This window comes from Microbacterium sp. (genome assembly GCF_051860965.1).
Classification (GTDB): domain Bacteria; phylum Actinomycetota; class Actinomycetes; order Actinomycetales; family Microbacteriaceae; genus Microbacterium.
This window is the reverse complement of sequence record NZ_JBIMKU010000005.1, coordinates 57598-72618: the sequence shown is the minus strand read 5'-3', so window position 1 is coordinate 72618 and position 15021 is coordinate 57598. Positions and strand designations below refer to the sequence as shown.

At 70.5% G+C, this 15021-nt stretch carries 12 protein-coding genes; 7 read left to right on the top strand and 5 right to left on the bottom strand.

Annotation, left to right across the window (positions count from 1 at the left end; translation table 11 throughout):
- Window positions 1-101 precede the first annotated feature (101 nt).
- Window positions 102-1571 carry an MFS transporter gene (locus tag ACTIFV_RS10765; protein ID WP_439592772.1) on the top strand — a complete coding sequence of 490 codons (1470 nt, stop codon included), beginning with the start codon at window positions 102-104 and terminating at the stop codon, window positions 1569-1571.
- A 163-nt stretch (window positions 1572-1734) separates the two neighbouring features.
- Here the strand turns inward: ACTIFV_RS10765 and ACTIFV_RS10760 are convergent, their stop codons facing one another.
- On the bottom strand, window positions 1735-3195 hold the full coding sequence (locus ACTIFV_RS10760) for a phytoene desaturase family protein (RefSeq protein WP_439592771.1): 1461 nt from the start codon (window positions 3193-3195) through the stop codon (window positions 1735-1737).
- A gap of 90 nt (window positions 3196-3285) precedes the next feature.
- On the opposite strand from ACTIFV_RS10760, the gene ACTIFV_RS10755 reads away from it, so the two are divergent.
- Window positions 3286-3864, top strand: coding sequence for a hypothetical protein (locus ACTIFV_RS10755; RefSeq protein ID WP_439592770.1), 579 nt, complete (start codon window positions 3286-3288; stop codon window positions 3862-3864).
- 72 nt (window positions 3865-3936) lie between these two features.
- Here the strand turns inward: ACTIFV_RS10755 and ACTIFV_RS10750 are convergent, their stop codons facing one another.
- Complete coding sequence (locus ACTIFV_RS10750) at window positions 3937-5988, bottom strand: NAD(+) synthase (RefSeq protein WP_439592769.1); 2052 nt, start codon at window positions 5986-5988, stop codon at window positions 3937-3939.
- A 64-nt stretch (window positions 5989-6052) separates the two neighbouring features.
- Here ACTIFV_RS10750 and ACTIFV_RS10745 point away from each other — a divergent pair, with 64 nt between their 5' ends.
- From ACTIFV_RS10745 to ACTIFV_RS10730, 4 genes are read left to right on the top strand one after another with little or no spacing between them, the layout of a single operon-like run.
- On the top strand, window positions 6053-9556 hold the full coding sequence (locus tag ACTIFV_RS10745; protein WP_439592768.1) for a TM0106 family RecB-like putative nuclease: 3504 nt from the start codon (window positions 6053-6055) through the stop codon (window positions 9554-9556).
- 51 nt (window positions 9557-9607) lie between these two features.
- Entirely contained in the window at window positions 9608-9931 is a 324-nt protein-coding gene (locus tag ACTIFV_RS10740; RefSeq protein WP_439592767.1) for a DUF3467 domain-containing protein, read from the top strand.
- 48 nt (window positions 9932-9979) lie between these two features.
- On the top strand, window positions 9980-10495 hold the full coding sequence (locus tag ACTIFV_RS10735; RefSeq protein ID WP_439592766.1) for a hypothetical protein: 516 nt from the start codon (window positions 9980-9982) through the stop codon (window positions 10493-10495).
- Window positions 10492-11724, top strand: a complete 1233-nt coding sequence (locus tag ACTIFV_RS10730) for a type III PLP-dependent enzyme (protein ID WP_439592765.1) — start codon at window positions 10492-10494, stop codon at window positions 11722-11724. The genes ACTIFV_RS10735 and ACTIFV_RS10730 overlap by 4 nt, the downstream gene beginning before the upstream one ends.
- 109 nt (window positions 11725-11833) lie before the next feature.
- On the opposite strand, the gene upp is transcribed toward ACTIFV_RS10730, so the two are convergent.
- On the bottom strand, window positions 11834-12466 hold the full coding sequence (gene upp / locus ACTIFV_RS10725; protein WP_439592764.1) for a uracil phosphoribosyltransferase: 633 nt from the start codon (window positions 12464-12466) through the stop codon (window positions 11834-11836).
- Between the two features lie 64 nt (window positions 12467-12530).
- On the opposite strand from upp, the gene tadA reads away from it, so the two are divergent.
- Window positions 12531-12962, top strand: a complete 432-nt coding sequence (tadA, locus tag ACTIFV_RS10720; protein WP_439593079.1) for a tRNA adenosine(34) deaminase TadA — start codon at window positions 12531-12533, stop codon at window positions 12960-12962.
- A gap of 5 nt (window positions 12963-12967) precedes the next feature.
- Here the strand turns inward: tadA and ACTIFV_RS10715 are convergent, their stop codons facing one another.
- Together ACTIFV_RS10715 and ACTIFV_RS10710 are read right to left on the bottom strand one after the other, a co-directional pair.
- Entirely contained in the window at window positions 12968-13906 is a 939-nt protein-coding gene (locus tag ACTIFV_RS10715) for an LLM class F420-dependent oxidoreductase (RefSeq protein ID WP_439592763.1), read from the bottom strand.
- 126 nt (window positions 13907-14032) lie between these two features.
- Window positions 14033-14998 (bottom strand): cation diffusion facilitator family transporter, encoded by a 966-nt coding sequence (locus ACTIFV_RS10710; protein ID WP_439592762.1) that lies wholly within the window; start codon window positions 14996-14998, stop codon window positions 14033-14035.
- Window positions 14999-15021 lie beyond the last annotated feature (23 nt).

Genomic DNA, 15021 nt, shown 5'->3' with positions numbered 1-15021 from the left:
CGACCGGCTCCCCGGACCTCGGCATCCCACGCCACCCGGAGGCGGAGGCTGCGTTTCGCGCGACCGGCCCCCTCGGCTCGTCACGGCGATAGCCTGAGCCGGTGACGACCGCTGCGCCCCAGACCGAAGCCATTCCGCTGTCGTCGGGTGCGCGATGGCGCGCGTTCTGGGTCTGCGTCGCCGTCGCGGCCATCACGATCCTCGACCTCACCAAGGTCAATGTCGCGCTGCCCTCCATCGGCAACGTGCTCGACGCGAACTCGACGCAGCTGCAGCTCATCGTCTCGGGCTTCGTGCTCACCTTCGGGCTCGTGCTCGTGCCCGCCGGGCGTCTGGGCGACCAGCGTTCCCGTCGGATGCTGTTCGTGGTCGGTCTCTCGCTCTACACGCTCACGAGCATCGCCTGCGCTCTCGCGCCGACGTCCGAGATCCTGATCATCGCGCGGCTGTTCCAGGGCGTCGCGGCGGGAATCCAGATGCCGCAGGTGCTCGGCATGGCTCAGGAGCTCTTCCAGGGCGCGGAACGCGGCCGCGCGTTCGGGCTCTTCGGCGCGACGATCGGTGTCGCCACGGCGTTCGGTCCGACGCTCGGCGGCCTGCTGATCGCGATCGGCGGAGACACCGACGGCTGGCGCCTCATCTTCTGGATGAACGTGCCGCTGTGCCTCATCGCGATCGCCCTCGTGCTGTGGATGCTGCCCAAGACGCGCACGCGCTCTTCGAGGCCCGTGCAGCTCGATCCCTTCGGGCTCCTGCTGTTCGCGGCATCCGTCGTCGCCTTGATGTGGCCGTTCCTGTTCACGACCGGCGCGCCGACCGACAATCCGGCGCGCTGGTGGCTGCTGGTCGCGTTCGCGCTGTTCGTGTCGGCCTTCATCGCATGGGAGCGCCGGTACCAGAGCCGCGGCAAGAGCCCGCTCATCCCACTCAAGCTCTTCCGCATCGGGTCGTATCGCAACGGCACGCTGCTGCAGACGGCGTACTTCACGGCGGCGCCCGCGATGTTCCTGCTCGGCACGCTGTTCCTGCAGCAGGGGCTGGGGCTGGCGCCGGTGTTCGCCGGCATGATCTCGATCGGCTTCGCCCTCGCGAGCGCTGTCACGTCGGTCATCGGCGGCAACCTCGTCAATCGCTTCGGCCGCGTCGTCGTCGTATGGGGGCTCGCCGCGATCCTGGCGTCGGTCGGCGGCCTGGTCGCCGCCGCGCTGTACACCGACCCGGCGTGGACGCCCTATGTCATGGCGGCGATCATGATCGTCGGCGGCGCGGGCGGCGGACTCGTGATCGCCCCCAACCAGACCCTGACCCTCGCGGACGTGCCCGTCAAGCAGGGCGGAGTCGCGGGATCGGTCGGTCAGCTCGGGCAACGCATCGGCACCGCCGTCGGCACCGCGGTCGGCTTGTCGCTGTTCTACGCGACGATCTACCGCGAGACGGGCGGCGCGACCGACATCGTCGTCTACCACGACGCGTACGCCTTCGGCATGATCGCGGTCGGAGTCTTCCTCGGGCTCGCCTTCATCGTCGCGATCGTCGACCTCACCGCGCGCCGCAAGGGCCGCGACGACTGACCCTGCCCGCGTCGGGCTGCGCGACTTCGTGGGTCCGATCGCGTCGCGAGACCACTTCGTATTCACGAAACGACTCCCCATGTGCGCTCGCGACGGGTCGCTTCGTGAATACGAAGTCGATTCGATGAGGCCGGAGCTGGGCGCGTGTGAACCCATCGACGCCTCAGCGGGGGAAGAGGTCGTCGAGGGATGCCGGGGCTCCCGCATCCCGCAGCACTTGGCGTGCCGCGAGCCACCCCGCCATTCCCGTCACGCCCGGGCCCGGCGGTGTCGAGGCCGAGGCGAGATAGACGCCCCTCATGGGCGTGCGCCACGGTGTGCGCGAGATCACGGGTCGGCGGAAGGCCTGACTCATCGTGAAGGCGCCGCCCAGGATGTCTCCGCCGATGTCGGCGGGGTTGTACGACGCACGCTCGGCGGCGCTCAGGCTGCTCGACGCGAGGATGCGCTCGCGGAACCCCGGTGCGAAGCGCTCGACCTGGCGGATGACGAGCTCCGTCGCATCCAGCGTCGATCCCATCGGGACGTGGATGTACGCCCACAGCACGGCCTTGCCTTCGGGCGCGCGGGAATCGTCGAGCGCGGACGGCTGCACCGACAGCACGTAGGGGCGCTCGCTCACACGCCCGGCCGCGACGGCGTTCTCGCTCGCGGCTATCTCGTCCGCCGTGCCGCCGAGGTGCACCGTCGGCGCGAGCGCGACGTCGGGATTCGCCCACGGCACCGGACCATCGAGGGCGAAGTCGACCTTGGCCGCTGCCGGGCCGTAGCGGTAGCGGCCGATCGCCCGCGCATACGAGGGCGGAACGGCGGGATGCGTGAGCGCGAGCCGCGGCGAGGTGTCCAGCAGCAGCACATCGCCGCGTGAGGGATCGCCGGCATCGAAGCCGTCGAGGCTCGTGACGTGGACGCCGGTCTCGACCGTGCCGCCGTGCGCCTCGAGGTCGGTCACGAGTGCATCGGCGATCCGCTGCGCTCCGCCGCGCGGGTACGCCCACCCGTCGCCGGCGTGCCCGTGCGCGGCGAGGAAGATCCCGGATGCTGCGGCACCGAGCGACGGCATCGGGGCGTTGGCGTGCGCGAGCACTCCGGCGAGCAGTGCCGCGCCCTCCTCGGTCGAGAAGGTGAGCCGGTCGAGACTCGTGCCGGTCTGCAGCACGCGCGCACCGAAGCGGGCGACGGCGACGGGATGCCGCGGCACCCTCAGCAGCTGATCGCCCGTGTACTCGAGGATCTCGTCGAGGTGCCGCGTCAGCGGACGCACGAGCGCGCGCCACGCGTCGCCGTCGCGGCCGAGCCCCGCGGCGGTGCGCTCGAGGTCGCGCCACGCGATCGCGGCTCGTCCGCCGTCGAGCGGCTGTGCGTACGAGGCATCCGGAACCACCCATTCGATCCGCTCGCGCAGTCCGAACGCGCGGAAGAACGCCGAGCTCAACGCCGCCGGGTGCACGGCCGAGCAGACGTCGTGGCGGAAGCCCGGGAGCGTGAGCTCGGCCGTCCGCACGCCGCCGCCGACGGTTCCGGATGCCTCGACCACGCGGACCGCGTAGCCCGCGCGCGCGAGGGCGACCGCTGCGGCGAGTCCGTGGGGACCGCTGCCGATCACCGTCGCGCGTCGCGCCATGCATCCATCCTTTCACCGCGGCGTCGCCTACCGCTCCGCGTCGGGACCGGCCAAGATGAAGAACGACGTCCCGCGCGAAAGAGGTGGACCATGCAATCCGTTCTGCTCGACACTCCGGCCGGCATCTCGGCTCGGCTCGGCTGGGATCCGAAGCTGGCGGAGCACGACCGCAAGCGCATGCTCGCCACGGAGCTCGTCGCAGCCAAGCTCGGCGTCGACGAGAGGGATGTGCGCGTCGAGCGCGAGGCTCCGGGCAAGTTCGGGTTTCATACGCAGCTCATCGCCGAAGTCGACGGCCAGCCGATCCCGTACGCGATCCGCAATGCCAACTTCCGCGCCGCTTCCGTCGTCGCTCTGCACGATCCGGACATCACGGTGGGCCTCGATCTGCGCGACTCCCACCCCGACGATGTCGAGCTGCACACGATGACGCGCCACTCCCATCTTCCCGACGTGAGCGACCTCGGCAAGCTCATCGCGCATTGGACGCGCGTGCAGGCGATCCGCGACGCGGACGGTCGTGGTGCGCGCGTGCAGGGCGACCACGTGCGGCTGGACAGCCCGCTCACGAAGGGCTGGATCCCCGATCGCAAGGTGCACTACAACCTCGTGGATCTCTCGCGCGACAGCTGGATCATCACGCTCGCGTACGCGCCCGCGCCCGCCTGAGCCTCGTCGATCGGCACGCTCTTCCCGCCATCGACTGAGTCCGCCCGACTGATCGGGCCCACGCCGGAGCGATCAGGCGGGTGGGAGGGTCGCGTCGAGCTCGGCGAGCCAGACCGCAGCGTTCCCGTCGGACGGCGCGCGCCAGTCGCCCCGTGGCGAGAGCGAGCCCGCGGGCGACACCTTCGGGCCGTTCGGGATCGCCGACCGCTTGAACTGCGCGAACGCGAAGTAGCGCTGCAGGAAGACACGCAGCCACTTCGCGACGGTCGGCAGGTCGTATGCGTAGCGGTCCTCGTCGGGGAAGCCGGGCGGCCAGGCTCCGGCATCCGGATGCGACCACGCGCGCGACGCGAGGAAGGCGATCTTCGACGGGCGGAAGCCGTACCGCAGGACGTGGAAGAGCGCGAAGTCGTGGAGCGCGTAGGGCCCGATGCGGTCCTCGGTGGACTGCAGCTTCCCGTCCTGGCCCGCGGGCACGAGCTCGGGCGAGATCTCGGTGTCGAGCACCGATTGAAGGACATCCGCCTCGCGGCTGTCCACACCTTCGCCCGTGGAGATGACGTACCGGATGAGGTGCTGGATGAGTGTCTTCGGAACGCCCGCGTTCACGGCGTAGTGGCTCATCTGGTCGCCGACGCCGTACGTCGCCCAGCCGAGGGCGAGCTCCGACAGATCGGAGGTGCCGATGACCAGTCCGCCGTTCTGGTTCGCGAGGCGGAACAGGAAGTCGGTGCGGATGCCGGCCTGCACGTTCTCGAATGTCACGTCGTACACGGGCTCGCCGTCGGCGAAGGGATGCCCGATGCCCTGCAGGATCTCCGTTGCGGCCGGTCGGATGTCGATCGTCTCGATGGATGCTCCGACCGATTCGGCCAGCGCGATCGCGTTCGACTTCGTGTGGTCGCTCGTCGCGAATCCGGGCATCGTGTACGCGAGGATGTCGCTGCGCGGCCGGCCCATGCGGTCCATCGCGCGCGCCACGACGAGCAGCGCGTGGGTGGAGTCGAGCCCCCCGCTCACGCCGATGACGGGCTTCGGCGAGCCGATCGCCTGCAACCGCTGCATGAGCCCGGAGACCTGGATGTTGAACGCCTCGTAGCAGTCCTGTGCAAGTCGCGCAGGGTCGTCGGGCACGAACGGGAATCGGTCGAGCGGGCGCAGGAGACCGATGTCGGCCGCGGGCGGGTCGAGCTCGAAGTGCACCGTGCGGAAGAGCGGCTGATGCGTGCGGCGGTTGTCGTCGAAGGTGCCCTGGCGCAGGCGGTCCTGCCGAAGCCGGTCGAGGTCGATGTCAGCCACCGAGCTCCGGGGGCCGTCGGGGAAGCGCTCCGTCTCCGCGAGGAGCACACCGCCCTCGTAGACGAAGGTCTGGCCATCCCACGAGACGTCGTTCGTCGACTCGCCCATGCCGGCTGCGGCATATGCATACGCGGCGAGACAGCGGAGCGACTGGGACTGCGCGAGATCCTTGCGGTCCTCGGCTCGCGCGATCGTGATGGGGCTGCCGCTGAGATTGAGCAGCACCGTCGCACCGGCGAGCGCCGCCTCGGAGGACGGCGGGATCGGCACCCAGACGTCTTCGCAGACCTCGGCGTGCAGCACGAGGCCGGGCACGTCGAGCGAGGCGAACAGCAGATCCGGTCCGAACGGCGCCTCGAGCGATCCGACGCGGATGTCCTCGCCGCGCTGGTCATCGCCCGGCGCGTACCAGCGCCGTTCGTAGAACTCGCGGTACGTCGGCAGATAGGACTTCGGCGCGACACCCAGCAGCTCCCCGCGATGGATCACGACGGCGCAGTTGTAGAGGCGGTTCCGGTGGCGCAGCGGCGCTCCCACGACGAGCACGGGGAAGAGGTCTTCGGATGCCTCGACCAGCCGCTCGATCTGCACGACGACGGCATCGAGCACGGCATCCTGCATCACGAGATCGTCGATGGCGTACCCGGTGAGCGACAGTTCGGGGAAGACGGCGACGGCGACGGCGTCCTCCGAGCATTCGCGCGCGGTCTCGAGGATCGCGTCGGCGTTGGCGGCGGGATCGGCGATCGCGACGGGCACGGTGCAGGCCGCGACGCGCGCGAAGCCGTGCCGGTAGGCGCTCTCGAACGGGAGGCTGTTGCTCACGTCCCCAGTCTGGCAGGTGCCCGCGGCGAACGGCCATGTCGCGGGCCGCGGCTAGGGTCATGGCATGCGATACATCCCAGGCGAAGGCCGGATCGTCTGGAGCGCGAGCGACCTCAAGTCCGCCGCCGAGTGCGAGTTCGCATGGCTGCGCCGGATCGACGCGAAGCTCGGTCGTGTCGAGGCCGTCGTCGAGCCCGAGGACGAGACGCTCAAGCGCGCGGGTCGGATGGGTACGGCGCACGAGCGCCGCGTTCTCGAGAGCTATGTCGAGCGGTTCGGGCGCGACGCGGTCATCGAGATCCCCGAGACGAGTTCGACGGATGCCGCGGCCCTCGACGACGCCGTCGCCATGACCGACGACGCTCTCGTCTCGGGCGCCGAGGTCGTCTACCAGGCCGCATTCTCGACGAGCGACTTCGTCGGCTTCGCCGATTTCCTCGTGAAGGACGCCGACCGCTGGGTCGTGCAGGACACCAAGCTCGCCCGCCACGCGCGGGTCACCGCCCTCATGCAGCTCGCCGCCTACGTCGACCAGCTCGACCGCCTGGGCATCCCGCGCGCCGATCGCGTGGAGCTGCTGCTGGGCGACGGCACGACCAGCATCCACGAAGTGGATGACCTCCTGCCGGTCTTCCGCCTGCGCCGAGCGCGACTCGAGGCTCTCATCGCCGACCGCCGCCTCGACCTGGGTCGCGAGGGCGCGGCGATCGCGTGGGGCGACGACCGCGGCGAGCTCGGCGTGGTCGCCTGCGGTCGCTGCGCGACCTGCGAGCTCGAGGTCGAGGCATCCCGCGATCTGCTGCTCGTCGCCGGCATGCGGCCCGTCCAGCGCGCTCGTCTGCGCGCCGAGGGGATCGCGACGATCGACGCGCTCGCGAGCGCGGTCGCGCCGCCGCCGCGCATGAACGCCGACACGTTCCGCATGCTCCGCACGCAGGCGCGACTCCAGCTCGACAGCCCCGCGGGCGGGGTCGTCGCGACGGTCGAGAAGACGCCGATCCCGACGTACGAGGTCGTGCAGCCCAAGGCGCTCGGCGCCTTGCCGCGACCCGATCGCGGCGACCTCTTCTTCGACTTCGAGGGCGATCCGCTGCACACCGAGAGCGATCCGACGGTGTGGGGCATCGACTACCTGTTCGGCTGGGTCGATCTGCACGAGCAGTACACCGCCCTCTGGGCGCACAGCTTCGCCGACGAGAAGCGCGCGCTCGAGACGTTCCTCGACATCGCGCAGCTGCGGCGGCTGCAGCATCCCGACATGCACATCTACCATTACGCCCCGTACGAGCCGACGCATCTGCTCGCCATGGCGGCGCGGTACGGCGTGCGCGAGGCCGACGTCGATCGGCTGCTGCGCGACGGCGTGTTCGTCGACCTGTACCCCGTGGTGCGCCGGGCGTTGCGGGTCGGCTCGCGGTCGTACTCGATCAAGAAGCTCGAGCCGCTCTACATGGGCGACGACGTGCGCACGAGCGACGTGCAGAAGGGCGACGACTCGATCGTCCGCTACGTCGAGGCGAGAGCGCTGGCAGACGAGGGGATGGATGCCGAGGCCGCCGCGATCCTCGCCGACCTCGCCGACTACAACCGCTACGACTGCGTGTCGACCCTGCGCCTACGCGATTGGCTCGTCGACCGCGCGCGCGAGGCGGGACTGCGGCCGACGCCCAATCCCGACCCGAGCGAGACGGCGTACGAGCCGTCGGTGCGCGCTCTCGCGCTCGAGCGCCTGGCGGAGGGCCGGCCCGAGAACGAGTCCCAGGCGCTGCGGCTCGGCGCGGCCGCGATCGACTACTACCCGCGAGAGGCCAAGTCCTTCTGGGCGACGCACTACCTGCGTCTGCGCGAACCCCTGTCGCTGTGGGAGGAGTCGCGCGATGTCATCGCGATCGACCCCGAGCGCTCCCGGGTGACCGAGGACTGGCACTTCCTCGAGAGCGGGCGCGGCGGTGAGCGGCGCATCGTCGAGCTCCGGGGCGAGCTCGCGCCCGGCACGCGGCTCGCCGTCGGCACCAATCCCTTCGCGCTGTACGAGCTGCCCGCTCCTTACCCGTTCGACGCGATGCCGCGCTGGATCCATTCGGCGCGGAGCATCACGGTGCTCGAGACGCTCGACGACGGCGTGATCGTCGAAGAGCGCGCGGTCGACGGCATCACGTGGAGCGAACTGCCGCTCGCGCTGACGCCCGCCGCCCCGCCGCCCGCGGGCAATCAGCAGGCCGCGATCGACGCGTGGGCGGATGCCGTCATCGCCGCGTCGCCCGCGCTGCCCGCCGACCCCGGCACCGACATCCTGCTCCGCCGCCGGCCGCGTCTGCGCGATGATCGGGCGCTGCCGGCATCCACCGGCGACGACGTCGATGCGATCACGCGGGCCCTCCTCGATCTCGACCGCAGCTACCTCGCGGTCCAGGGGCCTCCGGGAACGGGAAAGACGTACGTCGGCTCGCACGTCATCGCCCGGCTCGTGCGCGATCACGGCTTCAAGGTCGGTGTCGTCGCGCAATCCCACGCGGTCATCGAGAACATGCTCGATCGCATCGTGGCGGCTGGGGTTGCCAAGGCGCAGGTCGCGAAGGCGCCGAAGACGGATGCCCCGTCCGACCGGCTGTCGTTCACCGCGATCCCCAAGAACGGCGTGGCCGCGTTCACCGCGGAGCAGTCCGGCGGCTTCGTCGTCGGTGGCACGGCGTGGGACTTCGCGCACGAGGGCCGCATTCCCCGCGGCAGTCTCGATCTGCTCGTGATCGACGAAGCCGGGCAGTTCTCGCTCGCGTCGACGATCGCCGTCTCGCTCGCCTCGCAGCGGCTCCTCCTGCTCGGCGACCCGCAGCAGCTGCCCCAGGTGAGCCAGGGAACCCATCCCGAGCCCGTCGACACGTCGGCGCTCGGCTGGGTCATGGACGGGTCCGACGTCATTCCGCACGAGTTCGGCTACTTCCTCGCGCGCACGTGGCGCATGCACCCCGCCGTCGCCGCACCCGTGTCGGTGCTCTCCTACCGCGGCGAGCTCGCGGCGCATCCCTCGACGGCGCTGCGCGAGCTCGACGGGGTCGCACCGGGGCTCCGGACGGTCCCGGTGCGCCATCGTGGCAACGCGACGCAGTCGCCCGAAGAGGCCGACGCCGTCGTCGAGATCGTGCGAGGGCTGATCGGACGCGAGTGGCGCGACATCCGGGTCGACGACGACGGAGTGACCACGCCGCGCGACGCGCGCCCTCTCGACCAGCGCGATCTCATCGTGGTGACGCCCTACAACGCGCAGCAGGTCGCGGTCGAGGAAGCGCTCGCCGAGGCCGGCTACCCCGACATCCCGGTCGGCACGGTCGATCGGTTCCAGGGGCAGGAGGCCGCTGTCGCGATCGTCTCGCTCGCCGCGTCGTCGGGCCGGGATGCCCCGCGCGGCCTCGAGTTCCTGCTCCTGCGCAACCGGCTCAACGTCGCGATCTCGCGCGCCATGCACACGGCGTACCTCGTCTACTCGCCGGGGCTGCTCGACGACCTGCCGTACACCGCCGAGGGCGTCGCACGCCTCAGCGGCTTCGCCCGTCTGGTCGGGCACCCCTGACGCGTCGCGCGCGTAGACTCGCGGCACGCTCACGTCCCGACGGAGGTCCCCGTGGCAGATGACGACGCTCCCCGCCAGTTCGAGATCGATCTGCCACCCGAAGAGATCGCCGGTCACTACGCCGATTTCGCGAACGTCTGGCACACGCCGACCGTCTTCGTGATGGACTTCCTGACGCTCGCGCAGCCGCCGCACGACGCGGTCGATGCCGAGACGGGCGAGCACCGCACGATCGTGCCGGCGCGTGTCGTGAGCCGCATCCGCATCCCGCCCGAGCAGGTCTTCGAGCTCGCGAAGGCGCTCACGCAGCAGCTCGAGTTCTGGGAGCAGGAGACCGGCCGCCGGCCCGCTTCAGGACCCTTGCTCGGCGACTGAGTATCAGGCGGCGGGTCCCTTCCTCTCATCAGGAGGAAGGGATCGCGCATGAGCACCACCGAGCAGGCCGTCGAGGCATCCATCGACGACGAGGCACCTCACGGGCGCCGCGGCTTCGTGTTCTGGGTCGTTCGCTATCTGCCCGCCGAGATCGCCGGCACCGCGGCGATGATGGTCGCGGGCCTCGCCATCACCTTCTGGACCGATCACCCCGCCGCCGTCGCGGTCGCCGCGCTGCTCGGCGAGATCATCGGCTTCTACGCCGTGCTCGCGATCTCGGTCGGACTCGAGCAGTCACGGCTCGGCGTCTCGGGTCGCAAGCTCGTCACGGCGACCTTCCTCCTGCTCGTCGCCGAGTTCGGCGCCGCCGAGCTCCTCGACACGCTCCTCATCCGGCCCGCCGCGCTCGTTCTGGGCGTCACCCTTCTCAAGGATCCGGTGTGGGGCCTGCTCGCGGGCAAGATCGTCGCCGACGTGATCTTCTACGCTGTCGCGGCGGGCGCCTTCACGATCACCGACAAGATCGGCCTGCGCCGGCGCGCTGCCGAGGAGCGATCGGCATGAGCAGCGAACTCATCGACCTGCGTCGGCGTGAGACGGCGGCACTGCTGTCGACCGACGCGGCTCGCGCGGCGCTCGCGCTGCACGGCACACCGCTGCTCCTGCTGTCGCCCGAGCGCGTGCGGCGCCAGTACCGGCGCCTGCGGGCCGCCCTGCCTTTCGTCCTATTCCACTACGCCGTCAAGGCGCTCGCCGACGACGCCGTGATCGCTGCGCTCGCGGGCGATGGATGCTGCTTCGACGTCGCGACGGGCGAGGAGCTCGCGATCGTGCGACGTCACGGGATCGACTCGGACCGCGTCATCCACACGCATCCCATCAAGAAGCCGACCGAGATCGAGGAGGCCCTCGCCCAGGGCGTGCGGACGTTCGTCATCGACAACGAGACCGAGCTGGCGAAGTTCGAGGGAGCACCCGCCGACGTGCGTCTGCTCGTGAGGCTCGCGTACCGCAGCCCTCACGCGAAGAGCGATCTGTCGACGAAGTTCGGTGTCGGTCCCGTCGAGGCCGGACGGCTCGTCGGCATCGCGCGGGCGCGCGGCATCCACGTCGCCGGGTTCAGCTTCCACGTCGGCAGCCAGCTCGACGATCCGGACCGGTTCGCGGATGCGGTCACCGAGACGCTCGCTCTGATGCACGCGCTCGAGTGCGAGCACGGCGTGCGGTTCACGGTGCTCGACATCGGAGGGGGATTCCCCGCCGCCTACGACGCGCCTGTCGCCTCGATCGAGGTGCTCGGCGCGCGCCTGCGCCCGGTGCTCGAGCCCCATGCCCACCGTCTCGAGATCATCGCCGAGCCGGGGCGCATCCTGGTCGCCGAGTGCATGACGCTCGTGACGAGCGTCGTCGGCATCGCCGAGCGCGGGGACGGCCGCTGGTACTACCTCGACGACGGCGTGTACGGCTCGTACTCCAACGTCGTCGCCGAGGACGTGCATCCCCTCGTCTTCGCCGTGCGCGAGCTGCTGGGTGCCGACACCGACGCGCACCGCTGGTCGACCGTCGCCGGACCCACGTGCGATTCGACCGACGTCGTCGCCCGCGAGGCGATGCTGCCCGACCTCGCCGTCGGCGACCTCGTCGCGAGTCCCGTCATGGGCGCCTACACCGCGGTCACGGCGTCGCGCTTCAACGGCCGCACGCTCACACCCATCGCCGTCGTCGGGTTCGGGATGCCGCATCCCGCCGTCGCCGTCGACCCCGTGCGGGAGCGGGTCGACGCGCTCGCCTGACCGTCCACGGATCGCGGTTCCGAACCCTTCAGAACCACCACTCGTGGACACCGAACGGATCGGATGCAGCGTCGTGGCGCGCGCAGCGCTCAGACGCTGCCGGGAGCGCTCAGACCGTGCCGTAGAGGCGGTCGCCGGCGTCGCCGAGGCCGGGCACGATGTAGCCCTTCTCGTTGAGCCGCTCGTCGAGCGCGCCCAGCACGAGCGTGACGTCGCGCCCCTCGACCTGCTTCTCGATCGCGGCGACGCCCTCGGGGGCGCCGAGGATGCAGATGGCCGTGACGTCCTGCGCGCCGCGGTCGAACAGGAACTCGATCGCCGCGCCTAGCGAGCCGCCCGTCGCGAGCATGGGGTCGAGCACGAAGCACTGGCGGTCGCTGAGGTCGTCGGGCAGGCGCTCGGCGTAGGTCGTCGGCTCGAGCGTCTCCTCGTTGCGGGCCATGCCCAGGAACCCGACCTCGGCCGTCGGCAGGAGCGTGACCATGCCCTCGAGCATCCCGAGCCCCGCGCGCAGGATCGGCACGACGAGCGGGCGCGGTTCGCTGATCTTGACGCCCGTCGTGGTGGTGACCGGGGTCTGGATCTCGATCGGCTCGACGCGCACGCTGCGGGTCGCCTCGTACGCGAGCAGCGTCACGAGCTCTTCGGTGAGCTGCCGGAACACCGGCGAGGGCGTGCGCTCGTCGCGCAGAACCGTGAGCTTGTGGGTGATGAGCGGGTGTTCCGCGACGTGCAGGCGCATAGGGCCAGATTAGCCGGGGTCGTAGTCTCGTGGTGTGCTGATCGAACCCGCCGACCTCGCCGCGATGCGGCGCGCTCTCGCGCTCGCCCGCGAGGCCGCGGCGGCCGACGACGTTCCCGTCGGAGCGGTGGTGATGGATGCCGCGGGCACCGTCATCGGCGAGGGGCGCAATCTGCGCGAAGCGACCCACGACCCGACCGCGCATGCGGAGGTCGTCGCGCTCCGCGCTGCCGCGGCATCCATCCGATCCTGGAATCTCGACGGCTGCACGCTCGTGGTCACCCTCGAGCCCTGCGTCATGTGCGCGGGTGCCGTGCTGCAGTCACGGGTCTCGCGACTGGTCTTCGGCGCATGGGACGAGAAGGCGGGCGCCGCCGGTTCGGTCTACGACGTCGTGCGCGACCGCCGCCTGCCCTATCGCACGGAGGTCGTGGCGGGTGTGCTCGAGGCCGAGGCATCCACTCTCCTGCGCGCCTTTTTCGACACCCGCCGCTGACCGGGTCAGCGCGGCAGGTGGGGGAGCACCTCTTCGCCGAGGTACTCGACGTGCTCGAGGTCCTGCAGATCGAGGAGCTGGAAGTGCACGCGCTGGATGCCGAGAGCGGCGTATCGCTCGACGTGCTCGCCGATCTCGTCGGCGTCCCCCACGATGTTGACGCCGTCGCGCACGTCGTCCAGCGTCCGGCCGATGCGCTCGCTCACGCGCGAGGTGCGGCGCGCGATGGCCGCAGCATCCGCCCCCGCGAACGTCGACATCGCGACCGACAGCTTGAGGGTCTCGGGATCGCGCCCGATCCGCTCGCACGCTGAGCGCACCCGCTCGACACGCGCGCGGATCTCGTCGTTCTCGGGGAATCCCACGTTGTACTCCGTGGCGAACCGAGCGGCGAGCTCGGGAGTGCGCTTGGGCCCACCCCCGCCGACGATGAGCGGCACGGGCGACTGGCGGGGCTTGGGCAGCGCCGGGCTGTCGGAGAGGTCGTAGTGCTGCCCGTGGAAGGAGTACGTCTCGCCGAGCGGCGTGCTCCACAGGCCCGTGACGACCTGCAGCTGCTCCTCGAGCAGATCGAAGCGCTTCTTGGGGAAGGGGATGCCGTACGCGGCGTGCTCCCGCTCGAACCAGCCCGTGCCGAGCCCGAGTTCGACGCGGCCATCCGACATGTCGTCGACCTGGGCGACCTGGATCGCGAGGATGCCCGGGTGCCGGAAGGTCACCGACGACACGAGTGTGCCGAGCCTGATGCGCGACGTCTCGCGAGCGAGCCCGGCGAGCGTCGTCCAGGCGTCGGTGGGCCCGGGAAGGCCCGTGCCGCCGCCCGTGAGGTAGTGGTCGGACCGGAAGAAGGCGTCGAAGCCCAGCCGCTCGGCGCTCTGCGCGACGGCGAGCTGGTCGCCGTAGGTCGCGCCCATCTGCGGCTCGGTGAAGATCGTGTACTCCATGCCGCCAGTCTTCCAGCCGGCGCGCGTCGAGACGGACCCTTCGCGTCGAACCGCACCGCGACGACGTCGGATTCGGGAGCGCCCGGGTTCGACGAGGTGCCGGCGAGGGGACCGGCGGAGGGGCGCTCAGTCCAGCGCGCGGATGACGAAGTCCTCGGTCGGCGGCGACGGATCATCGCCGGGCCGGTACACGTCCGGCTCGAGGTAGATGACCCGCGCGGTCGGCACAGCCTCGCGGATGCGCGCCTCGACGACGTCGATGTCCCGCGCGACCTCGTGGAGGGACTTGTCCGTCGGGAGGGCGAGCTTCGCGGCGACGAGCAGCTCGTCGGGTCCGAGGTAGAGCGTCTTGATGTGGATGAGCTTGTAGACCTCGGGCCCGTTCTCGATCGCGCCGACGATGCGGTCGTGATCGGCATCCGTCGCCCCTTCTCCGACGAGGAGGCTCTTCGTCTCGATGCCCAGCGTGATCGCGACGAGGATCAGCAGCGTGCCGATCATGAGCGTGCCGATCGCGTCGAAGAGGGGGTTGTGCGTGATCGCCGTCATGCCGACGCCGAACAGGGCGAACGCGAGACCCGTGAGCGCCGCGACGTCTTCGAGGAGGACGACGGGCAGCTCGGGGGCCTTCGCGCGCCGCACGAACGAGACCCACGACTGGCCCTTCTCGCGCACGTGATTGCTCTCCTGGATCGCGGTGCGCAGGGAGAACGACTCGAGCACGATCGCGACGATCAGCACGCCGATCGGGATCCACACGTTCTCGACCTCGTGGGGATGGATGAGCTTGTCCACTCCCTCGTAGATCGAGAAGAGGCCGCCGACCGAGAAGAGGATGATCGCGACGACGAAGGCGTAGACGTAGCGTTCGCGGCCGTGGCCGAACGGGTGCTCCTTGTCGGCCGCCTTGCGTGCGCGTCTGCCGCCCAGCAGCAGGAGCAGCTGATTGCCCGAGTCGGCGACGGAGTGGATCGCCTCGGCCAGCATGGACGCCGAGCCCGAGAGGAACCACGCGACGAACTTCGCCAAGGCGATGCCCATGTTCGCGAGGAACGCGGCGATGATCGCCCTGTTGCCGCCGGATGCGCTCATGGCGAAAGCCTAGCCCCGCCCGG